Below are 23,405 nucleotides of genomic sequence, written 5' to 3' on the forward strand. Positions count from 1 at the left end.
AAATATATAAAATATTTCTATACCTCCAAAATTATTTTAGCTTAAAAAACTCCAAAACATCGGCAACATGGTCTGGTTTATTGATTATCTTATTGTTAGCATCTAAAATAAAATAAGTAGGTGTTGCATGAATATTGTAAGTTTCGCTATAGCTGCTATTCCATCCTCTTAGCTCTGAATCATTAATCCAAGGAAATGCAGTAATTCTCTTAGAATAGGATTCTTTATCCACGTCTAATGAAAGTCCAATTACTTGTACATTTTTAGCTTTTAGATCATTATATTTCTCCAACAGTTTTGGCAGTTCCGTCTCACAATGAGAACATGTAGAAGACCAGAAAATTACAATCTTTTTATCCGCTTTTACATCATAAATAGATTTAGCAGTTGTATTAACCGCAGACTGGAATTTATAGTTAGGAAAAGCCGCTCCAATCTGTACATTAGCATTTGATTTAAGGGTTGATGCTAATCTATCATTAATTGTACATTTAAGATTCTTTGCCTGATCAAGATATTTCTTCTTTAGATCTGCCATTTCATACACATCAAAAATATCAATCAATTCTGATAAAACAGTTTGCCCCCGTGGTGTTTCCACTTTAAGTTGATCCAACAATTTATCCACAGAACCAGCAACATTTGTATTACCTCCTGAATTAAGATAAGCCACCAATAATGGTCTCAATAAAGATGAGCTTTCAAGCATGTCATTGGATTTATCAATAAAATTAATGATCTCATCCTGAGAAACTTTTTTAGAAGGATCTGCACTTAAAAACTTACTATAATTGGTATTATAATAATAAATAAATGGATGATCAGTTTGGTTTATTTCATTACCACCTCCAGAAAGTCTACTAATTTCAGTTTTCAATGCTTTGCCAAAATCAGTATTATCTTTATAATACTCCTTGATTTGAGTTAATGCTGGCAAAATAAGTTCCTTCTTTTGAGAACCCTCCTGCTGCTTGCTCATCAAATTATTAGCCTCATCCTGGTAAATAACATCTTTGATCTTATTACCTTGCGTATCTAGCCTAATGCTTACATTTTTATTTTCGGAAATAAAATTGAATGTATTATTGGTAGAAGGAAAGTACATTTTCATCATCCCCACATAGTTTTGAGGATATTTAAAAGTCCATATATTATTTTTACTTTGTTCTTTCGTGAAAATAATATCCTTAGAACCGTTTAATGTATATAGAATTGCATCTTGATCTTTAAAATCAGCTGGAGCCTGAACTGTAATTGTAAATTGCGCCTGTAAAGAAAATGCAGATAAAACTGCTGATAATACAAATATCTTTTTCATAATGTAAAAATAAAAAAACTCCCTGATTAATCAGAGAGTTTTACATATTTTAATAAAATTTTTATATTTTTTGACTTTTGTATTTTTTTGTATAAAATACAATAAATGCTACCGCGACTATTGATAGTAAATAAATATACATATCAATTGGCACTGAATCTCCACCAGGACCAGTAGGTGGTCCACCTGGCTCAGGAGGTTGTCCTCCAGGGCCCGTTCCTTGTGCATTCAATACACAAAAAACAAAAAGAAAAAGACTATATAATAGTTTATTTAAAGCTTTCATATATTTTATTTTAAGATTTTAGTGTTAACAGTTTCTCCCTTATCTGAAACAATTTTTACTACATAAGAGTTTTTAATAGAATTATTTAATTCAATTACAAAATCTGCAGAAGTATTTACTGCTTTTTTAGAGATTACTAGTTTACCACTCATATCATAAACTTCTATATCTGCTTTCTTCCAATCCGGATCAAATCTTACAATATAATTTGTAATATCCGGGTTATAAACTACTTTAGTTCTTGATGAAGGCTTCACCCCTGCCCCATCCATTGCAAGATTTCTTGCTGTTGATGCATCAGGTGCACCATAATATAAACTGTATTCAGTTCCCTTAGCAGGAATTACATCTCCTTGTTTTGCTTCAGTTACTGTTCCGTTTGGAGCTTTGTAATAGAAACCTGTACCAGAAGATAATTGGTGTGTTCCTTTACTTACCAATTCAGCATTCTCTCTAATTTCAAATTTAAAAGATTTTATATCAGAACTGTAAGTTGCTAACATTACACTTTTTCCTTTAAAATCATTTTCATTAGCTTCATTGATATGTAACCAATACTTTGAAGTATAATCATTATCATATCCTCCAGTCGTATTTTCTTCAAAAGTACCCACAACATCTGCTGTTGATGCAGCATATTGTGTTTTAGCAGCTGCTGAATGTCCAGTAGTTGCATTTGGATAAACCACATAATAAGTTTTACCAATTTCTACACCATTAGCATCAAGAGCAATAATTCCTAATTGCTTTACAGTGCCTTGACTCGTGCTACCTGCAGCACTTCTGCTTGCATTAACATTATAATCAGTATTCGCCGCTCTGCTATAGTAATTAAACCTCCTAAGGTTTCCAAAGTTTAGAACATCCGTATTATTATTGTTATTAAGCTTAATCGTAAAAGTTCCAAATGGTCTAATCATCAAATAATCAACATCCCCTGTTGGAACGCCCGCATTAAATGTAACCGATTTATAACCACCAGTAGTTGTTCCACCTTGATTATTTACAACCCCAGATACATCAAGTACTACACCATATATATTACTAAGATTTACTCCGTCGCCATTAGCAGCAGGTTCGTTATATGCAATTTTTGATAAGTCAAGGTTGGTTAGGAATGGATTACCAAATTGATACATGTTTCTAGCATAATTACCTGTCCACAACGCTCCACCTGAAGGAATTTCGAATGGGTCATATGCATAGGTATTGTATTTTTCTCTATATGCATTTAGATTATTTCCACCTGCCCCAAAGTTGATTCCCGCGCCTGCATTTTGTAGTGTAAGACTAGTTCCAAAAACATCTGCTCCACTTACATCACTCACAGGTCGTCCTTTTACTGTACGAGTAGTAGAACTAACATCTAAGCCCGCTCCACCTAATGCCCAATAAGCATAGGTAGGTGCAGCATCACCGAACTTGTAAATACCATTGATTGGTGACAAATGAACAAACTGTACTGTAGTGTTATTCCAATATAGAACATCATTCTTTGATTTCCTTACTGTGGTAAATGTTTTACCAAATTCAGCATTTAAAGTAGCTGGAGTTTTAAAATAGAACGGCATACCAATTTGTTGATAATCACCCTGACGAACTTGTCTGAATTCTTGATCTACAATTCCAGTAATGTTCGCTTGAGGAATACCAGTAATAAATAATTGCCCGTATGTATAAACGGGAGTAGCCGTAGAACTATTGGTATTTACAGATGCATAAGCAGTAGGCTCATTAAGCTTGTTAATAAAATTTCCACCTCCGTTAGCTTCTGTTTTATTAGCGTTGGAAGCATCAATTGTTTTAACAAGATCAGTACTTGTACCTGAAACCATAAAATTACCATGGTTTTCAATAGTACCATTGGCTTTCATTTGTAAACCTCCACCACTATAAACTAGCGTGCCCTTACTTACATACATATTAGCATTAGTGTCTACGTGACATAATATCTGCGCCTGAACAGAATAACCAATTGCTAAAAGACCTATAGCAAATAAACTTTTTCTCATTGTATAAATTATTTGTGTGTGTTATAATACAATCTCACCCGCAAAGGTATGATTTTTTTCATAATAAAAAAATTATTTTTATTTATTAACAATAATATTATCTTCCGTTAATACTATTTTTTTCTCTTCGCCTATCGCAAACATATGATCTTCCAAGACTTTTTCGGTTGTTCCTCTAAGCCCTCTGGCTCCCAACCCTTTATCAAGAGTTTCATCAACAATTTTTTCAATAGCACCATCCGTAAATACCAATTCCGTGCCATCCATCTTAAAGAGCTCTATAAATTGGTTTACGATTGAATTTTTTGGTTCCTTCATTATACGCACCATAGTTTCTTTGGTCAATTTTTCAAGGTAAGTAATGATTGGAAATCTTCCCAAAAGTTCGGGAATTAATCCGAAAGAACGAAGGTCAATTGCATTAATATTTGTTAATACATACTCATCTTCATCTACATTATTTATTTTTTCTGAACTGAAGCCAATTGCTTGTTTGTTCATTCTTCTTTCGATAATTTCTTTGATACCATCGAAAGCACCTCCGGCTATAAATAATATATTTTGTGTATTTACCTGGATATATTTCTGATCAGGGTGTTTTCTTCCTCCCTGAGGTGGAACATTTACAATACTTCCTTCTAATAACTTAAGTAAACCCTGTTGAACACCTTCTCCGGAAACATCTCTTGTAATACTTGGATTATCTGATTTTCTGGCAATTTTATCTATTTCATCAATAAATACAATTCCTTTTTCCGCTTTCTCCACATCATAGTCAGCTACCATTAGAAGTCTTGACAAGATACTTTCTACATCTTCCCCTACATATCCGGCTTCAGTTAATATCGTAGCATCAACTATACAGAAAGGAACATTCAATTCTCTTGCTATTGTTTTTGCCAATAATGTTTTTCCAGTTCCGGTTTCACCAATCATGATGATATTCGATTTTTCCAGCTCCACTTCACGATTTTCTTCCTGAGCGTGGAGTAATCTTTTATAATGGTTGTAAACAGCAATTGCAAGTTGTTTTTTTGCCTGATCCTGACCAATTACATATTGATTAAGAAATTCTTTAATTTCTTTTGGTTTCTTAAGAGTATCTATATTTTCTGCAGGTGAAAATTCGGTTTTATTAGCACTGTCTTTAACAATGGAATGTGCCTGCTCTATACAATTTTCACAAATAAAGCCATTCTGACCAGAAATAAGCATTTGTACTTCATTTCTTTTTCTGCCACAAAAAGAACATTGGTTTGAATTCATATTATTATATAATATATATGTGTTAAAGAAAATCGTAAAAAATTTCTTTTTTACGATCTTTTATTTTTAGTAATTAGTAATTGAGTCTCGAATCTCGATATACTCTTCGTCTGTTAATTTCAATCGCTCATTTCGGAAGTTCATATCCTCCACTTTATTGAGTGGTATCAAATGAATATGCGCGTGCGGAACTTCTAGTCCTACTACTGCAACACCCACTCTTACACAAGGAATTGCATTTTTTATCTGTTTCGCCACCTTTTGAGAAAATCCCCAAAGATTTTTATATTCTTCACTTTCCAGATCAAAAATCAGATCAACTTCTTTTTTAGGAACTACCAGAGTATGTCCTTTCACCAAAGGCATTGCATCTAAAAATGCAATAAAGTTTTCATCTTCCGCAATCTTATAAGAAGGAATTTCTCCATTAATGATTTTTGTGAATATTGTACTCATATTACCTGATTATATTTCTAGAAGTTAAATATTAATTGGATTATAAAGTAATTTCCAGTACTTCAAAAGAAAGTTTATTTCCATTTGGTAGGACGATCTCAGCAGTTTCTCCAACAACCTTGCCTAATAAACCTTTTGCAATAGGTGTATTAACAGAAATTTTACCACTTTTCAAATCGCTTTCATTATCTGGCACCAAAGTAAATACCTGCTGCTGTTGAGTAGCATTATTTTTTAGTTTCACAGTCGTTAAAATGGAAACTTTTGAAGTATCTAGTTGACTTTCATCTATAATTTTAGAACCAGAAATAACATCCTTTAGTTTAGAAATTCTCATTTCAAGCATTCCCTGCGCTTCCTTCGCTGCATCATATTCTGCATTTTCAGACAAATCACCTTTGTCTCTTGCTTCTGCTATCTGCTGAGTAATTTTAGGTCTTTCTACAGTTTCTAACTGTTCCAGCTCAGCTTTCATTTTATCTAACCCCTCCTTTGTAACATAGCTTGCCATAATTTTCAAAATTTAGTTTTAGTATAAAAAAATAATCCGACATTTGTCGGACAATGTTTTCGTGTTGTAATCGTTTAATTTTTACAAATATATAAAAATTTAAATTGAAATGAAAAAAACTTTTTCAATATTATTCTTTTTTACACTACTGACAATCAGTTATTTAACTATCAATTCTTGTGGAAGCAGAGAAGATACTGTAAGCTGCTTTCCTAATACTCCAATTAACGTAACTTTAAACCTTAATCTAGCGGCTTATAATAATTTAAACTATGTTGGAGGGTGGATCTATGTAGATGAACAGCAATCCGGAACCAGAGGTCTAATTGTTGTTAGGAGATCTGATGCTCAATTTATGGTATACGACAGGAATGCTCCTCATATTTGTCCAGATAATGATACAACACTTGAAGTAAAAGATAACATTAGTATCATATGTCCAAAAGATAATGCAAAATGGTTTTTACTTACCGGCCAACCATCATCCGGTACAAACCTTCCGCCAAAAACATATCCTTATAATTACAATTCATCAAGCAGAATTTTAAATATTTATTATTAGATCATGAAGGTTGTCGTACAAAGAGTTTCTGGAGCTCATGTAAAAGTAGATGGAAAGATTGTTGGAGAAATAAATAATGGCTTCATGCTTCTTATTGGAATTGATGAAAATGACGAAAAAGCAGATGCAGAATGGCTTGTACAAAAGATATTAAATCTTAGAATTTTTGCAGACTCTGAAGAAAAACTAAATCTTTCTATAAAAGATATTACAGGGGAAATACTTTGCATCAGCCAATTTACGCTGATTGCTGAATATAAAAAAGGGAACCGTCCCTCATTCATAAAGGCAGCAAAACCTGATAAAGCTGTTCCTCTTTTTGATTATTTTAAAGAAGAAATTGCAAAATCAGGATTAAAGACAGAGAGTGGAATTTTTGGTGCTGATATGAAAGTCTCTCTAATCAATGATGGCCCTGTCACAATTGTAATGGATAGTAGAACAAAATCATAAATTCTTAACATTTCATTAAAATCATTATTAAAATATCAATATAATTCAATAATTTTATTTCACCAAATGTTGAAATTTTAATAACATGAAAAGAAAAATCTTTATTCTATTGATTTTCTGTTTTGCTATATCCTTTGGACAAAGCAGAAAGGGGCAATTTCAACTCCAACAAAATTCGAGATCTCATTCTCTCTATGTTTCTTTTTCTAAGGCAGCTGGTTCACATGACCTTATTCCCTATGTTCTGGATAAGAATCCTTCACTTAAGGAATTCGTTAAAAAGAATGATTTATCATTTGTCAATGATCTTGGGTTCGATGACAGGAAACTGAACGAAATGATTGAAGCCAGTAAAAAGAACAAACAAACGGGAGAGTCAATTGAAAAATTAAAACGAATTTATAAAATTGAGACACCTACGAAAGAAAACGAGGATATCATAAAACTTGCCCAAGGCCTAGAAAAATTTACTGAAGTCGAATATGTTTCGATCCAAAGCAATGAACCTATTACCCCTCCATTTATTAATACGTTTGTTGCTACTCCAAATTTGGAAGCCTCTCAAACTTATTTATTAGCTGATCCAGGGATCAATGTAAATTATGCATGGTCAAGGGGAATTACTGGTCAAAATGTAAGGGTTCGTGATGTAGAATATGGTTTTCATAAGTCTCATGAAATGCTTGTTAGTAGAAGTGCTATACAATTTGAATCAGGAGTTTCACCAAATTCATCATTAACGAATCCAAACAGTTCATATTATAACTTCCTTGACCATGGAACTGCTGTAATGAGCATTCTTGGTTCAGCAAAAGATAATATAGGGCTTTCAGGAACAGCATATAATGCAACAGAAATGAAAGGTTTTCTGGAATGGACGACAAGTTCATACAATAGGGTTGCTGCGGTTTCCAGATCCATAAATGCGTCTCATGCAGGTGATATCATCCTATATGAAATGCAAACAGGAGGACAGAATTCTAATTACGTTCTTGCTGAATATGATAATCTTATCTGGGATCTAACAAAGGCTGCAACAGATTCAGGAATCATAATCATAGCAGCTGCTGGAAATGGGAATGAAAATTTAGATGCTTCATTTTATTCAGCTTACAGAGCAAGAGGGAATAGCGGAGCTATTGTTGTTGGGGCAGGATCAAATACTACCCAACATTCAAAATTAAGTTTCAGTACTTATGGTTCGAGAGTAGATGTACAAGGTTGGGGGCAAAATGTATTAGCAGCAGGTTATGGTGATTGGGCCAAATATGATAATGACAATAACAGAACCTATAACTTATTCAATGGAACAAGTTCAGCTACACCCATAGTGGCATCTGCTGCAATATTGATACAGTCTTTTAATTTTCAACAAACGGGGCAATATCTTACCTCCGCAAAAATGAGAACTTTATTAATCAACACAGGAATTCCTCAAGGGGGAGATTTATCAACAAAAATTGGGCCTCTCCCTAATATTAAAGCCGCGATACAATATTTAGAAAATAATAAAACTGCTCCTTCTATTTCTGATAAGGCTTTAAGTTTAGCTCCATTAAAAATAGAAGTATACCCTAATCCGGCATCGAATTATATTTCAGTTCGAAATTCTGAAAATAAAGATATTAATTTTGAAATTTTTACAATGACGGGTCAGTTGATTTTAAAAGGAATAACCTCAACTGATAAAAAGTTAGATGTTTCGAATTTACCAAAAGGAAACTATCTTATCAATGCAACAGATGGTGAAAGAAGAGTTGTAGAAAAATTTATTAAACAATAATTAAATAAAAAAAACGTCTTTCAAAAATTTGAAAGACGTTTTCTTATAAACTTTTATAAAAACTATTTTGCAGGAATACTGCTAAAATTAAGCGCTACTTTTAAGTTCATATCTGAACTTGTCTGGTTTTTCAATTCATAAACTGTTCTTACAGTTACCCCATTACTCTTTACCACTTCATCTAAAAATCCGTTATTATTTAAATCCAGATTCAGACTGGAACTGTTTGAAGAAATATTGGAACGGGAAGCAACCAGTCTTTCACCTGTTCCTGCTGAAGAAATATATACTTTAATATTTTTTAAGGCACTTAAATTTCCATCCGAAGGAGAAACCACAGATATTTTCGCATCTGCTAATCTTACATCTTTTATTTTTGCGTTGTTATTTCCTCCAAACCAGGTCTGTACATTAGAAGCTGTAGCAGTAGAAGAAACTTCTTTATCAGCAGGCACTCCTGTAGACACTAAAACATTAGCTGTATAGGGAAATGTATTTTGAACCAATGATTGCACTGTTCCGCAACTAACAAGAGCAGCTGAAGCTACTATTGCTGTCAAAAATATATTTTTCATAATTGTAAATCTTAATACTCAAATTATCTTACAGAAATTATACCAAAGACTACTCTACAGTTACTGAAAAACTTCCTTTTGTATTTCCTGAAGCCATATTACTTTTTCCTATAATTAACCAAACTTCTCCTTTCCCTGCAATCTGATAAAAAATATCTCTTCCAAAAGGTCCATCGTAGTCACCATTTGGTAATTTGATCTGATTAAATCTAATATTAAAGTCTTTTTCTTTGGTGGTAATAGCAGCTTTAAGATCACTTTTATTGTAATTTGTAATTTTTAGAATGAGCTCCTGCCCTTCTTTAGTAAATTGCTCTCCCACCGTAAATGGAAGTTGTGAAGCATCCGCAGTCCTTATAATCTGGCCATCTTTCTCACTTCGCATGACGCCTTTTTTTAAGACATGCTTTGTAACCGGAGAATTATTAATAATAGAATCTTTTTTTCTTAAAGCAACGGAATCCACTGATGATTCCTGATGGGGCTGCTCCGTAGCCATAACCGAATCTTTGTTGGTAGTTTCGTTTAATGTAGCTTCTTTCTTACAAGAGATCATAATTAATGGGATCAGCAATAAGGACTTTTTCATAATAATTATTCTTTTAATGTTTCATAATAAAGAATCTTTGAAAGGAGAGTTGGTGATTTCTCTTTTCTAACTTTATTTATAATTTGTTTTTTTAATTTTATATCATTCTTTTTCTCTGCAAATTCCAGCATTTCTTTCTCACTGAAATTAATAGCTGTCAAATGATAATTGATTACAAAATCATTTCGTTTCATGTTCTGGGAAGTTATAAATCCACCCCAATTGATATAACTACAAGCCAAAATTGTTCCATAAAAATACCAGGTCATGGTATTGAACAGGAATGCATTTCTTTTTTTGTACTGAATTTTAATAAACGTCATTATTAATCCTATCAATGATAAAATCAAGAAAGCATACACTCCCAATCGCTTATAGGTAAAACCATAATTGATGATATATTCGGAATTTTTTATCATCGCAGAAACAATCAATATTGCATTAAAAAATATCCAGATCTTAGCCAGAGTTTTCATTAACCCTGCTTTTGGATCAAAGTTGAAGCTTGATTTAAAATAAAACATAATAACCAGAATAGCCATAATAATTGACATGATCACTGCGTTTACCCTCTCATGAGTCTCTTCTGATAATTGATTGGGAGTCTTCGATGTTTCATAGAACTGTTCATAATTATAGGAAAAGATAAAAAAGATCAACAATATATTGAGTAAGAAAAAGGAAATCACTCCGCTCATTCTCTCCGTATCAAGATCCAGAAAAGAATAACTTGACTTTATCATTTTTTCTTTATCATGAAAAGTATCATTTAAAATGTGATTTTGCTTATAAATAAGTTTCTCTACGGTATAGTTCCAATAATTAAATGCTATAAACATTCCCAAGACACTAATACAGAAGAGTTGCCAGAAATTGAAATCTATTTCAATATTGGCAAATAGTTTCGCAAAGTGGGCACTTCCAACAGAATAGATTCCAAAGAAAACAGCAACTAATACTAAAGGGATTAGAATAAATGCAAAGAGCTTTTGCCCCAGACCTGATATATTTCTTTTGGGAAGCCACCCATCGAAACTAAAAAAGCGGCATAAAAAAGTAAAGCAATTGACTACAAAAACAGGAATAAGCAAAAGTATTTTCATTTTCCTATTTTTTGATCTATACGACAATAATAAAAGTGAACTTACAACCGCTAGAAATGAAGGAAAGTCTCCATACCATGCAAAGGCAATACTGGAAAGAATACTGGTTATGAAAAGAATCAGAAAAGTTTTGGTCCTATTTTTCTCAGGAGTTTTGTAGCCAGTAAGTATAGCATAAATAATTCCCAGAATTCCAAGATTCAATCCTACGTTTTCATTGTAAAACAAAAAGACAAATAAAGCGGTTGTAAGAAATATATAATGATGTGTTTTCATGATGAATTTAATAATATGTTATTATATTTTTTTGTTGAATAAAATCTTTTAGATTTTCGAAATTCTGCCATAGTAAGCCTTCAAAATCCCATTGGTGAAATGGTCTCATATTTTTCCCTTTTTGAAATGCTTTAGCATACATTTTAGAATACTCAGGTAAGATCAATGTTCCCAATACAACTGCAGCCAAAAGGTGTGCATTGAGCTTTCCATTTCCAAGAAGTAAATATTGCATGGCAATTTCATCTTCGAAGTTGGTTCCGCACCCGGTAATAAGGTGATGGACGTCATGATTTTCCATCTTTGGAATCATTGTGAATCCATGACGCTTATAAAATTCTCCTAACTTCCTGCCTAAAGTATCTTCATTGAAACTGAGCAATTGCTGTTCATTGAACTGCCATTGTCTTTTCTTTTTCTTAAAGTACTTTCTGTATAGTTTTTGAGTTTTGTCGTATACAAAAAGGAGAAAGCGAACACGTAATTTTTTCATAGTTTGATTATTTTAAATAATATGTAATCCAATGAGTGCATAAAGAATAGCAATAGGAATATTAGCCAGAAGAATACTTGTTGCTTGTAAGCAAGTATTAAGTTTAGACGTATTGACAAAGCCATAAATTAACAAACCTGATATCACTAAAAGATTAAAAACAGATCCAACAATGAGCAATAAAAAGCCACTCATTGCAAATAAGGCAAGTTTGGTGCTCCAGTATCCGAAAAGACATATATTCCCTAGTAAAAATGAAGATGCGAACACGTATTTTCCAATGTTTAAAATTTGCTTGTTATTCATATTTATTTTATGCTTGCTTTAAAGTGAAAACTGTAATTTCCGGGCGAACCATAAAGCGAACCTGATAGGAATGTCCAATCGCCCGGTTGATATAGAGCATTCTCCCATCCTTCAGATCAATTTCCCCAGATACATATTTCTTGTTTTTAACAGGCAGTATTGGAGTGATCACTCCAGGAATCCGACACTGTCCCCCATGGGTATGTCCACTCAGAATCCATCCCTGATAACCATTCCAGACATCTTTATCGCAAGCATCCGGATTGTGGCAAAGTACCAGATTAGCTTTTGAGGGATCATAGTCTTTCATTACTTGCATTGGATCGAAATTGGATGAATATAAGTCCTCAAAACCAATAAAATTAAGGCCTTGTTTTTCTTGCTGTTCATTATTAAGCATTTCAACTCCAAAGTCATTTAATATTCCACAAATATTCCGGGAAAGCCCAATATCTTTTCCATCAAGTCCATAATCATGATTTCCTAAAATTCCAAAAGTTCCCAATTGACCATAAACAGCTTTTTCCATTACTGTTCTTAAATCATTTTGTTCCTGAGCATTTCCCCGATTGACAAAATCCCCAGTGTAAACAACAAAATCAGGCTTAAACTGTTGCGCCTTTTCGAATGATTCAATCAAAAAGTTCCAATCAAAACGGTCTCCTACATGTAAATCTGAAATCTGCATTAAAATTTTACCGTCAAGATCATCGGATAAATTTTTAATATGAAGTTTCCTTTCAACAAATTCAACCCAAAAGGGTTCTACCTGCCAGGAATATAATGCTGGAAAAGCTCCTACTAAGGAAAGCTGAAAGATTCTTTTTAAAAATGTTTTTCTTGTCATTGATCTTCTTATAATTTCACTAAAACAAAGAACTTTGAAATACAAAGTATATTTGCAAAAAAATATAGCTTTTATCTACCTATTAATTTTTCTAAAGCATCTAAATGCTCTGTAAAAGCCTGCCTTCCGTTTTGTGTTACCCTATAAGACGTCTTTGGCTTTTTCCCAACAAATTCTTTTTTTACTTCTATATAACCCGCTTTTTCTAATGCATTACTATGGCTGGCCAAATTCCCGTCTGTGATCTCCAGCAAGGCCTTCATTTCAGAGAAATCAACCCAGTCGTTTACCATAAGAACAGACATAATGCCTAATCTTACACGACTTTCAAATTCTTTATTGAGTTGATTTATTTTAATCATAATGTAAAGGTAGCAGGTGTTGAGTAGCAGGATTTAGTTCTTCAAATCGAAAATTTATATATTTATTTATACTTTTTATGCATAATCAATCCATACACAATATGCAAAACGCCAAATCCAATGGTCCAGGCAATTAATCCCCATCCTAAAAAAAATAATGAAAGGAGTCCTAATATAATTTGGCAATATCCCAGATACTTCACATCTGTCAACGTGTATCTTTCAGCGTTCACCAATGCTAAACCATAGAAAATCAAAGTAGCAGGGGCAATTAATGGAAATAGATGATGGTGTAAAAGACCAAGACATACAACTCCTCCGGTTATTAAAGGAACAGAAAATGTTAATAAAAGACGCTTTGTGGTAGCATCCCAGATTTTCAACCCTTTCTTCTTACTTTTATTTGCAGTGAAAAAATATCCGCTTAACACTGCAACAAACAAAATTAAAGTTCCAATGATCATCAATTCTCTAACTAATGCCGGACTATAAATATTGCGGTCTCCATCAAAATAGTCAATCCCTTCTCTTTGAAAAACAAAATAGACGTATACAGCTCCTGCAATTGCAGCAAGACCGGCAAAGACACCAGATAATCCGCTCAATGAAATAAATCTTGAAGATCGCTCCATCATAGAGCGGATATGAGATAGGTCTTCTTGATAATTTTTTGAATCCATATAAAGAACTTTGAAATACAAAGTTAAATCTTTTTTTGAATCTCCAAAATATTTTTAAAAAAAATCCTGCCTTTTGGCAGGATCATCTTAAATATAAACTCATTAAATTATAATGGATTTTGAACCACTAATGGATTAGCATTAATTTCCTTCAATGGAATTACAAATTCCCAGCGCTTATCTGTATTAGGTACTGTAAATAAATTGTTCACCACTACAGAGGAATGGTTGGCTCCTGTTCTGTCTAAACCTTGATTCAACCTCTTAAGATCGAGAAATCTAAAACCTTCTCCCCATAATTCAATTCTTCTGCTATTAAGAATTTCATTAATATACGCAGCTCCTGTAGTGACAGCTCCCAAATACGGTTCATCTCTATTTTTTTCAAATTCATTAAATACAACTTTCGATTCAGTTTCTTTATTTAATCTTGCTAAAGCCTCAGCTTCTATCAAATACATTTCTGCAGCTCTCATATAAGGCACATCTACACGACTGTCTGAGGCACTAAATGATAAAAACTTTTGACTTGTATAAGGAAACTTCGAATACGTGGATGGCAAATTAAGATCCACGTGTTTTCCTGTAGAATCAACGACTTTTCTTCTAATATCAGTTTTGGGAAACATTCCGAAAAGTTTGGAACTCATCGCTTTGGGTGCCTGGCGGATATTTGTAGAATTAAAATTCCTGGACATGTATGCTCCAAAATTTGAGAATGAGTCTCCTTGATCTGAAACAATTGTTGAGCCCCACATCCACTCACCATTACTTTCCAGATTATTGAAACCAGAAGTATAAGTGGCATTGTTCATTAAAGGAAATCCTGATCTTGCTAATTTTGCTGAAGCAGCAGCAACAGAATAGTTCCCCTGTGTTAAAGCAACTCTTGCTCTAAGCCCTAGCACTACATTTTGATTAAAGTGAGATTTATTAGCTCGAGGGCTTCCGCTAAGTCTAGTTAAGGCTTCATTTAAATCAGTATTTATTTGTGCGTAAATCTCTTCAACAGTATTCCTGGCCATGGGAGCCTCATCCGCAACTAGCCTCAAAGGAATACCTAATTGGCTATTTACAGTATTCGGAACATATCTTTTTCCATAAATCTGAACCAGCATATAATAACAAAATGCTCTAAAAGCATGAGCCTCTCCAATTGCTAATTTAATTGTTGTTTCATCTGATGAAGAAAGTACGGGAACTTTAGGCCCATTCGCAATGACCAGGTTAGCATTTCTAATCAAGGCGTAATAGAATTGGTAAGGATAAAAGCTATAATCACTACTTACGTTTACCTGATCCTGCCATCTCACTACAGAAACATACCAATTATTACCGGTAGAAGGGAAAACCAAGTCTTCCCCTACTGCATCCATCATGATCATTATACCACCTTGTCCATTTTGCCCCTGACTATTATTGTTATTATTTTGTCTTGAGTACATATCTCTGTGCATACCATTAACAATTGCCATAAGATTTGCCGCACTGGCATATGCTGCTGACTCAGAAACAGCCGTTGTCGGATCCGTTTCAAGATAATCTGTTTTACAAGAACTTAATGATAAGATGGTTACAGCTGATAGTAATAACGCTAATTTTTTATTCTGTTTTATTATATTTTTCATATTACTTTTTTTAAAATGATAGATTAAAACCAATAGTGATAATTCTGGCTGGAGTGTATCTGTTTGAAGTTGTACCACTAAAAGTTTGTACAGGCTCCAGACCTTTTCTTGCAGTTTTACTCCATAGATTTTCTCCAGACACTAAAATTCTTAGAGAGGTTAGACCAAGTTGTGAGATATCACTGGTATTGAAAGAATATCCAATTGTCGCCTGCCTGAAAGAAAGAAAGTCTGATTTCACCAACCATCTGCTTGAACCTGCATTAGAGCTATTGTAGGTAGCAGAGTTTAGTGCAGGAACATCTGTAATCTGACCTGGAGTAGTCCATCTATTCAATATATCTGTACTTAATGCTCCCCCTTGCGAATAACTTGACATTAAAGAAGCATAGTTTGAATCATAGGTCATTCCCCCCAGCTGATAGGTGAACATAGCTGATAAAGACCAGTTTTTATAGCTGAAAGATGTTCCAAAGCTTCCAAATAAATCAGGAATAGCAGTTCCGGAATAATCATATTTAGCTTTATTAAAATTTGTAGTTACTAAAGTTCCGTTCACAGTTCTTATATCCGAAGCCGTTGTCCCAGCATAATCATCTGCTACCAAAAATAAAGGAGATCCATCTGCTGCATCAACACCGTACCATTGTCTTAACCAATAATCATATACAGAGTGTCCAACAGAAATTTTCTTCGTTCCATTAATGATTTCATTAATACCATCTGATAATTTTGTAACCTTATTTTTTAATGTAGAAGCATTTGCATTGATATTCCAGGTAATATTTTGAGTTTTGAGAACATCTGCACTTAAACTGAATTCAAAACCTCTGTTATACATTGTACCCACATTTTTGTACACATAGTTATTAGGTACCCCAGAAGAAACAGGCAAAGGAACCTGAAAAATTAAGTCATCAGTAATTCTATTATAATATTCCACAGAACCAGTAATTCTATTATTAAGGAAACCAAAATCAATTCCGACATCTGTTTGCTTGTTGGATTCCCAGGTAATACTAGGATCAGCAAGATAACCAAACAAAATTCCAGGCTCCTGAGCGTTATTATATCCCAGATCATAAGTACTTTGATACATATAATAACTATTTGTATTATCATTCCCTACCTCGCCATATGAACCGCGAATTTTTAGCTCATTGATCGTTTTAGAATCTTTAAGGAAATCCTCTCCTTTTATTCTCCATCCTGCACCGGCAGACCAAAATGAATGCCATCTTACATCTTCTTTAAATCTTGATGAAGCATCCCATCGGATAGATCCAGACAATAAATATTTAGAATTGAAATCATAATTGATTCTTGAAAAAACACTCTCTTTTCTATAATTATCAGTTTGTGATGGTAGAGATCTTATGGTTACAAAATTAATCAGGTCGTCATTATTGTCAACCACCTGCCCTTGCTTGTAGCCGTACAAATATTCGTACTGAAATTTGTAATTTTCATGACCCAATAGAAATTCAAAATTGTGCTCACCAAATTTTCTTTTGTAATTCAATAGCTGATTAAAAGTAAGTGTTTGCTCAGTAATAGCTGTTTTAGTCGCCGATCCAGCTGGCGCAGCATCTCCAATTATTCTGTTTCCATAAGTGCTTCTTCTATTATTTCTAATATCATAACCTACATTTGTTGATAATGTCAAATACTGATCAACTTTAATTTCGGCATAAGCTCTTGAAATGATATAGAAATTTTTTGATATATCTTTATTTAAAAGAGTTTCCTGAATTACATTTCTTCCTGCGGCTGCATCAGCACCCCTGCCACTACCTGCATCGTAAATAACATTTCCAGAACTGTCATAGAGCGTAGCAAATGTTGTAGGATCATGTGCATAGGGACTGTAAATAGGACCAATAAACCTTGTCCATCTGTATGGATTGATATATGAAGAATTGCTATCTGCTCCATCAACAGAATTATTACCATAAGAAGAAACTCCAGTAATACTTGTCCCTACTTTAAGCCAGTTTTTAATTTGAGAATCTACTTTTAATCTTGCTGTAAATCTTTCGAAATCAGATTTTATTATATACCCTGTCTCGTTGGTATAACTTACAGAAGAAAAATAAGTCGTTTTATTAGTCCCACCGCTAAAATTTAACTCATAATTTTGTCTAAATCCGGTCTTCACCAATGGTTTTTGCCAATCCAGGTCAGTATATCTTAATTGTGCATCAGGATTTAAAATACCATCAATTACCAACTGATTATCCGGTACATTAAAGACGTTTGTTTTTAATACTCCTGAAATCAAATTTGCTGTAGCATAGGCATTAGCTGCAGTAACAGTAGTACCGGGAACAGATGTTAAGCGTCCGTTTCTTATAGCCTCCCAAATAAGTGGATAATATTGACGTGCATTCACTCTGTCGTATTCTGGAATTGATCTACCCACATATCCTGTACTCATATTGAAATTCAATACATCCGATCCCTTCCTTCCTGATTTTGTTGTAATCAATATGACACCATTGGCAGCAGCAGAGCCATACAAAGACGTTGATGCAGCATCTTTTAGAATATTAAAAGAAGCAATATCATTCGGGTTTAAAGCTGAAAGAGATCCTGTATATATCACCCCATCCACTACATACAAAGGAGATGTTGAAATATTGTAGGATCCGATCCCTCTAATTTGTATACTAGGCGCACTACCTGGCTGTCCGGTACTAGTACTTACCTTTACTCCCGGACTTGCTCCGTCAATTGCCTGTCCAATATTTGAGATTGGACGATCTGCAAATTGTTTCGCTTTAACTTCCGTATTGGAACCAACCAAGGTTTCTTTTTTCTGACTACCATAAGCTACAACGATAACTTCTTCAATTTTCTGTTCTTTTGGAAGCGTATCGGTTGAGACTTTCTGAGCTTCAACCAACTGTCCTCCGACAAAAAATAAAACAGCCGTAGTCATTAAAGACAATTTTAATTTCATATTAACATATTTTTAACATTAAGCTGGTAAATATGATAATAAATATTAATATATACAAATTTTAGTTAAATTTATAAATATATTACATTTTAAAGACTTAATTAACAAAACATAAATAACCATTAAGCAATAATATTAATAGTTCAATATCACAAAACTAACTGACGTTAGTTTTTTAAGTTTTATGCACAAAAAAACCGCTGATTCTCATCAACGGTTTTTTATATTTATTTTAAAAGGATTACTTAGCTCTCAGCCTCTCCTTAATGGATTCAATATTTTTCTTTGCAGAGTCTTCCAAAATCAAACTTGCACTCATGTGAATTCTTGCCGGCATCAATTCATTAAAATGTTCTGTTCCTTCCCAGGAAACCTTTTTAATCAATGCTAAAGCATCACTGCTTCTTGAGGCAAGAGTTTGTAAAAACTTCTCTAACTTATTATCCATTTCTTCAATGCTTTCAGAAACAGAATGATATACATTATGTTGTTCTGCCCATTCTGCTGATCTAAAATCTGCATCTATAGCCATTGCAGAAAATTGAGATTTCCCTATTTTTCTTTCTACATATGGACCAATTACAAAAGGGCCAATTCCAAGATTAATTTCAGTAAGTGCCAGTGCAGCATCTTTTGTCGCAAAACAGTAATCAGCACCACAGGCAATACCTACTCCCCCACCCGTTGTTTTTCCCTGTACTCTAACCACAACTATTTTACCACAATTTCTCATTGCATTCAAAACTTTAGCAAAACCTCCAAAAAATTTTGTGGAAGCATCCAGTTCTTCAATTGCAAGAAGTTCATCAAAACTCGCCCCAGCGCAGAAAGCCTTTTCGCCTTCACTTTTAACAAGAATAGCTTTAACCTCATCTTTTGCACCTTCTTCCAAAATGGTTTGTGCTAATTTTTCCAGAATTGCTCCTGGAAGCGAATTACTTTTAGGGGTCCCAAAAGTAATTTCTGCGATATTATTTTTAAGTTCTGATTCTACAAATTCGTTCATTTTTAATTTATATTGGATTGTTACAAAAATACTAAATACAGGCTGTTAACAAAAATTAAACCTGTACAAAATCATCTCCGTTATATTTTTATTTATTATTTAATTTCTACTGGCATCACAGCAATTATATTGTCTTATAAATTCATTACGTAAAAATACGGATTCATCAATTTGGTATTTTCTACTCTACCCTCACCTCTGTATATATTGTTCCTTTGGGGTATTCATAAATTACTCTTTTGACCTAAACGAGGGTATAAAACTTACAAACCAAAAAAACTTATTATTATGGAAGAATACATGGGCATAGTAAAACTATTTGCAGGAAATTTTGCACCAAGAAATTGGATGTTCTGCGATGGAAGACTTTTGAGCATCGCCAATAACAGTGCTTTATTTTCTTTATTAGGAACCACATATGGTGGTGATGGTATAACCACTTTTGCTTTACCCAACCTAATTGGCCGTATGGCATTAGGAGCAGGAAACGCAAGTGGTAAATCTTATCCCTTAGGTATTATTGCAGGGAGTGACACCACAACCTTATTACAACAAAATATGCCAAGCATGGCAGGGTTTCAATTGAAAGTGGCTAATAAAAATGCTAATTCATCAACTCCAACTGCATCATCTTCTATTGCGATAACAGGAAATCAAGTAGGAAGAGACTTTACAGCAGTACCAAGTTATGTAAATGACACACCAGATACAGTAATCAGTCCTCAATCAATTACTTATGTCGGACAAAACCTACCCATAAATAATATGCCTCCTTTTCTGGGTCTTAATTACATTATTTGTGTGGCAGGTATATATCCTTCAAGAGAGTAAAATTCACCAATATAATAATCTAAAAAAACAAAAATTATGAAAAGCACTACTTTTTTAATGATCTGTAGCCTGCTCATTTCTATTTTTTCTTTTGGGCAGACCAGTACGGAAGTATTTGAAACCGAATCCAATGGCAGTACTAGCTTTACTGATAACGGAGTAATATTTAACATTATATCACATGTTTCAACTTTTGATATACAAGCCAACTACCCCGGAACCGGCTGGAATGGAACAGCTAATGACAACCGATATATAGATAATTCTGGTTCGGTGGCTCCTGGAGCATCTTTCAGTATTAAAACAACTTCAAATTTATTTAAGGTAAACAGATTTTGGGTATTCCTTTCAAACAATTCTTTAAACCAAAATGTAGTGGGTGATCTTACTATAGTTGGAAAACTAAGCGGGGTGACAAAATTTTCACAAACAAAAACTTCCGGTTTTGCAACATCTTTAGGATCAACCAATGGACATACATTAATTGATTTAACGAATCTGAATGGTCAGAATTATTCAAACCTCATTATTGATGAACTTCAAATCACATTGGGTGGTGCATACACTTATGCAGACTTTGATGCCTTCACATGGGTAAAAGATACAAACATTGTATTAGCTACAGGCGAAGTAAAAGCACCAATGGAAAATGTCTCTATTTATCCTAATCCAACAAGTGGTCCTCTTTCTATAAAAACTGATGAAAACTCCAAAGCTGAAATATACAGCCCGGAAGGTAAACTGCTAAAAAGCATAGATATTAAAAAAGGAGTAACAGATACGGATATCTTTGAGTTCCCTACAGGAGAATATCTAATCAAAACTTCTTCCGGATCTTATAAGATCATAAAAAAATAGCTTACTGAGGTAAAAACTAATAACCATGAAACTTATATCATAAGCTAGATTGTACCGTGAAAGATTCTATCACACAAATGGAAAATCCTCTGAGTTATTCAGGGGATTTGTTTTATCTACTCCATTTGTGTAAATGCTCAATTCTTGCATTCCTTTTCATTAATGATTGAAATCTCAATTTTATAAGTATTTTTCTTCCCTCAATTGTTCTTGTAAAAACTAACTCTGATTTGTCCATTAATTCACTCCAAGTCTTATTAAAAAATTCGGCGCTCTTTTTATTTTTGGCAAATACTTCAGGAAGTGGATAATAATTATCACTTTTTATAAAAAATGAGAAAGTTTTTTGTTTAAGTAAATACCTGGGATTATCAACTGGCGAAATTAGTTCTTGTAGAGTCATTATAAATTGAGCCTTTTCATAGTTAGTTCCACCACTCAGATAGCAAATTGCATTTCCTTCATTATCTTTAGTACTAATAACACTTAATTTTTCAATGGGCGTGATTATAATCTTTTCTCTTAAAAGATTCTTTAAAATAATATCTCCAAATATTTCAATATGCTTTGCAATATTTTTATATTTCAAATATTGCTTCAGCGCTCTGTAAAACTTTCCACTGTAAGTTACAAATCCGACAAATCCAAATATCAAAGCGAGCCAAGAAAAGTTACTTTCAAAATGTACTGATTTTGCAGACTTAAACATTCCTACAAAGAAATCCCACCAAAACATTACAAAAGAAGAGATTACTATCATTGAAAAATTACTCATCATCTTGCTGAGGTAACTCAGTTTCATTTGTTTAGCTTCTCGATTACTTTCAAGAGGTATTTTAATTTCTTCTATTAGAATATTCCCTTTGCCCAGAGCTAGTTTCCATTTTTTACTTAATTGATTTCTTTCATTAGCTAATAAAAAACTGCTTTTATTAATTGATACTATATCATTAACACTCTCTATCTCTTTAATACGAAGTCTTTCAAAATTATTTTCTATAGTAGGGTCATCATCATTAGAAATCCCTACGAAAGTTTTAAAACGTCTTTTCAGGACATTAAAATCTTCTCCTCCTGAAGCATTATTTTTATCAAAACATACTAAATGCCAAATATTTCCAGTTTTATCCGGATTATCTTTTTGAGTTCTTATCACTCTTCCCCTCATCTGATTAGATAAGACAAAAGAGCTTACAAAGCTTGCCAGAATTAAAGAATTCATTTTAGGAGCATCCCAGCCTTCTCCTAAAAGAGATTTTGTTCCAATCAAAATTTGAATTTGCCCACATTGAAAAATTTCAGTAACGATATGAACTGTATGACTTCTTAATTGGTCATTAACATAAATTATAAAATAGTTTTCATCATACGGCAGTAATGAAATAAACTCGTTTGAAATAGAAACTTTAGAATAAAGCTGATCGAACCTATCTTTAGCTGTCTTAGGAATAATAATTATACTTCCTGTTAAAACCCCGATTTTTACATTCTGAGTATTTTCCCTTCTTAATTTTTCAAAAATTGGAATTGCACCTAATTTATCCAGATTAAAATTATTTTCAATCCCATTATTAAGATATTCCTTCTTAATAAAATCAGTAAGAATTACCATTTTTAATTCGTCCTGCAATGCTGAATATTCAAAGTCTACAATTTCTTTTATTCCATTAAATTTTCCAACACTTGAATTTAAGGTTTGAACTAAATTTTTATTATTAAAAAAATTCACCATTTTTTCTTCAATAAAACCTTCACGTCTAAGTCTATTCTCTAATTTTAAACGATGTTCTGTTACATTTTCATCATCAACAAATAAATAAAAATCCAATAATTCCTCCATCCAAAAAAAATCAAACTCAGGAATGTATTTTTCCTGATCTCCGATAATTTCAAAATGTACTTCGGCAATTTTCCTTCCTCTAAAATGTAAATAAATCAAAACGGATGAATAAGATGAAATATTTTCATATATCCATTCCAAATGCTCTTGTGGAGCTCTAAAAACAGGGTGATTTTCAAGAGTATTAAGAAGCATATCATCATTTCTGATTTCGTCAAAAAATTGATTTGCGGATGTGTAATAATGTTCAATTTTCAGATGCTCTTTTTCTGTTGGAAGTGTAAAATAAACCAAATCTTGATGTGGACATAAATCACCTTCAAGCATTAATTCCGGAACAGAAATTTCCACATCAATATTACCATTAAGTTGAATGTACCTTTGCCATTCTAAAGCTGACAC

Annotated in this window: 23 protein-coding genes; 5 read left to right on the top strand and 18 right to left on the bottom strand. The window is 33.2% G+C overall.

Translation table 11 applies throughout. The annotated features are described in order from the left end of the window. Window positions 1-31: 31 nt before the first annotated feature. From JHL15_RS00085 to greA, 6 genes are all read right to left on the bottom strand, one after another. The gene (locus JHL15_RS00085) at window positions 32-1,318 is read right to left on the bottom strand and encodes a TlpA family protein disulfide reductase (RefSeq protein ID WP_200241289.1); all 1,287 of its coding nucleotides are present in this window, start codon (window positions 1,316-1,318) and stop codon (window positions 32-34) included. A 61-nt stretch (window positions 1,319-1,379) separates the two neighbouring features. After that, a complete protein-coding gene (locus tag JHL15_RS00090; protein ID WP_200241292.1) occupies window positions 1,380-1,604 on the bottom strand; it encodes a signal peptidase in 225 nt (74 codons plus the stop codon). A gap of 5 nt (window positions 1,605-1,609) precedes the next feature. Further along, complete coding sequence (locus JHL15_RS00095; RefSeq protein WP_200241295.1) at window positions 1,610-3,616, bottom strand: T9SS type A sorting domain-containing protein; 2,007 nt, start codon at window positions 3,614-3,616, stop codon at window positions 1,610-1,612. A gap of 78 nt (window positions 3,617-3,694) precedes the next feature. Continuing rightward, the gene (clpX, locus tag JHL15_RS00100; protein WP_200241297.1) at window positions 3,695-4,882 is read right to left on the bottom strand and encodes an ATP-dependent Clp protease ATP-binding subunit ClpX; all 1,188 of its coding nucleotides are present in this window, start codon (window positions 4,880-4,882) and stop codon (window positions 3,695-3,697) included. Between the two features lie 66 nt (window positions 4,883-4,948). Further along, window positions 4,949-5,338 (bottom strand): HIT family protein, encoded by a 390-nt coding sequence (locus JHL15_RS00105; RefSeq protein WP_200241300.1) that lies wholly within the window; start codon window positions 5,336-5,338, stop codon window positions 4,949-4,951. 40 nt (window positions 5,339-5,378) lie between these two features. Further along, on the bottom strand, window positions 5,379-5,849 hold the full coding sequence (greA, locus tag JHL15_RS00110) for a transcription elongation factor GreA (protein WP_200241301.1): 471 nt from the start codon (window positions 5,847-5,849) through the stop codon (window positions 5,379-5,381). A 109-nt stretch (window positions 5,850-5,958) separates the two neighbouring features. Here greA and JHL15_RS00115 point away from each other — a divergent pair, with 109 nt between their 5' ends. From JHL15_RS00115 to JHL15_RS00125, 3 genes are all read left to right on the top strand, one after another. Continuing rightward, on the top strand, window positions 5,959-6,411 hold the full coding sequence (locus JHL15_RS00115) for a hypothetical protein (RefSeq protein WP_200241302.1): 453 nt from the start codon (window positions 5,959-5,961) through the stop codon (window positions 6,409-6,411). Between the two features lie 3 nt (window positions 6,412-6,414). Next, window positions 6,415-6,864, top strand: a complete 450-nt coding sequence (dtd, locus tag JHL15_RS00120) for a D-aminoacyl-tRNA deacylase (protein WP_200241303.1) — start codon at window positions 6,415-6,417, stop codon at window positions 6,862-6,864. 85 nt (window positions 6,865-6,949) lie between these two features. Then, window positions 6,950-8,647, top strand: a complete 1,698-nt coding sequence (locus tag JHL15_RS00125; protein WP_200241304.1) for a S8 family peptidase — start codon at window positions 6,950-6,952, stop codon at window positions 8,645-8,647. 62 nt (window positions 8,648-8,709) lie between these two features. Here JHL15_RS00125 and JHL15_RS00130 read toward each other — a convergent pair whose 3' ends face one another. The 11 genes from JHL15_RS00130 to JHL15_RS00180 form a co-directional block, all read right to left on the bottom strand. Next, a complete protein-coding gene (locus JHL15_RS00130) occupies window positions 8,710-9,222 on the bottom strand; it encodes a hypothetical protein (protein WP_200241305.1) in 513 nt (170 codons plus the stop codon). 49 nt (window positions 9,223-9,271) lie between these two features. Continuing rightward, on the bottom strand, window positions 9,272-9,811 hold the full coding sequence (locus JHL15_RS00135; RefSeq protein ID WP_200241306.1) for a hypothetical protein: 540 nt from the start codon (window positions 9,809-9,811) through the stop codon (window positions 9,272-9,274). Window positions 9,812-9,816: 5 nt separating this feature from the next. Further along, entirely contained in the window at window positions 9,817-11,190 is a 1,374-nt protein-coding gene (locus JHL15_RS00140) for a DUF4153 domain-containing protein (protein WP_200241307.1), read from the bottom strand. 7 nt (window positions 11,191-11,197) lie between these two features. Continuing rightward, on the bottom strand, window positions 11,198-11,683 hold the full coding sequence (locus tag JHL15_RS00145) for a Coq4 family protein (protein WP_200241309.1): 486 nt from the start codon (window positions 11,681-11,683) through the stop codon (window positions 11,198-11,200). A gap of 12 nt (window positions 11,684-11,695) precedes the next feature. Next, window positions 11,696-11,989, bottom strand: a complete 294-nt coding sequence (locus JHL15_RS00150) for a hypothetical protein (protein WP_200241311.1) — start codon at window positions 11,987-11,989, stop codon at window positions 11,696-11,698. Window positions 11,990-11,996: 7 nt separating this feature from the next. Further along, complete coding sequence (locus JHL15_RS00155; RefSeq protein WP_200241314.1) at window positions 11,997-12,836, bottom strand: metallophosphoesterase; 840 nt, start codon at window positions 12,834-12,836, stop codon at window positions 11,997-11,999. A 71-nt stretch (window positions 12,837-12,907) separates the two neighbouring features. After that, window positions 12,908-13,198 carry a winged helix-turn-helix domain-containing protein gene (locus tag JHL15_RS00160; RefSeq protein WP_200241316.1) on the bottom strand — a complete coding sequence of 97 codons (291 nt, stop codon included), beginning with the start codon at window positions 13,196-13,198 and terminating at the stop codon, window positions 12,908-12,910. A gap of 62 nt (window positions 13,199-13,260) precedes the next feature. Continuing rightward, a complete protein-coding gene (locus JHL15_RS00165; RefSeq protein ID WP_200241318.1) occupies window positions 13,261-13,878 on the bottom strand; it encodes a hypothetical protein in 618 nt (205 codons plus the stop codon). Between the two features lie 107 nt (window positions 13,879-13,985). Next, window positions 13,986-15,506, bottom strand: coding sequence for a RagB/SusD family nutrient uptake outer membrane protein (locus JHL15_RS00170; RefSeq protein WP_200241321.1), 1,521 nt, complete (start codon window positions 15,504-15,506; stop codon window positions 13,986-13,988). A 10-nt stretch (window positions 15,507-15,516) separates the two neighbouring features. After that, window positions 15,517-18,468, bottom strand: a complete 2,952-nt coding sequence (locus JHL15_RS00175) for a SusC/RagA family TonB-linked outer membrane protein (protein WP_200241323.1) — start codon at window positions 18,466-18,468, stop codon at window positions 15,517-15,519. A gap of 241 nt (window positions 18,469-18,709) precedes the next feature. Further along, window positions 18,710-19,474 (bottom strand): enoyl-CoA hydratase/isomerase family protein, encoded by a 765-nt coding sequence (locus JHL15_RS00180; RefSeq protein ID WP_200241326.1) that lies wholly within the window; start codon window positions 19,472-19,474, stop codon window positions 18,710-18,712. A 288-nt stretch (window positions 19,475-19,762) separates the two neighbouring features. Here JHL15_RS00180 and JHL15_RS00185 point away from each other — a divergent pair, with 288 nt between their 5' ends. Together JHL15_RS00185 and JHL15_RS00190 are read left to right on the top strand one after the other, a co-directional pair. Further along, window positions 19,763-20,305, top strand: coding sequence for a phage tail protein (locus JHL15_RS00185; RefSeq protein ID WP_200241328.1), 543 nt, complete (start codon window positions 19,763-19,765; stop codon window positions 20,303-20,305). A 36-nt stretch (window positions 20,306-20,341) separates the two neighbouring features. Beyond that, window positions 20,342-21,163, top strand: a complete 822-nt coding sequence (locus tag JHL15_RS00190) for a T9SS type A sorting domain-containing protein (protein ID WP_200241330.1) — start codon at window positions 20,342-20,344, stop codon at window positions 21,161-21,163. Window positions 21,164-21,275: 112 nt separating this feature from the next. On the opposite strand, the gene JHL15_RS00195 is transcribed toward JHL15_RS00190, so the two are convergent. Next, a complete protein-coding gene (locus JHL15_RS00195) occupies window positions 21,276-23,405 on the bottom strand; it encodes a DEAD/DEAH box helicase family protein (RefSeq protein WP_234047651.1) in 2,130 nt (709 codons plus the stop codon).

The organism is Chryseobacterium paridis (assembly GCF_016595215.1).
Classification (GTDB): Bacteria; Bacteroidota; Bacteroidia; order Flavobacteriales; family Weeksellaceae; genus Chryseobacterium; species Chryseobacterium paridis.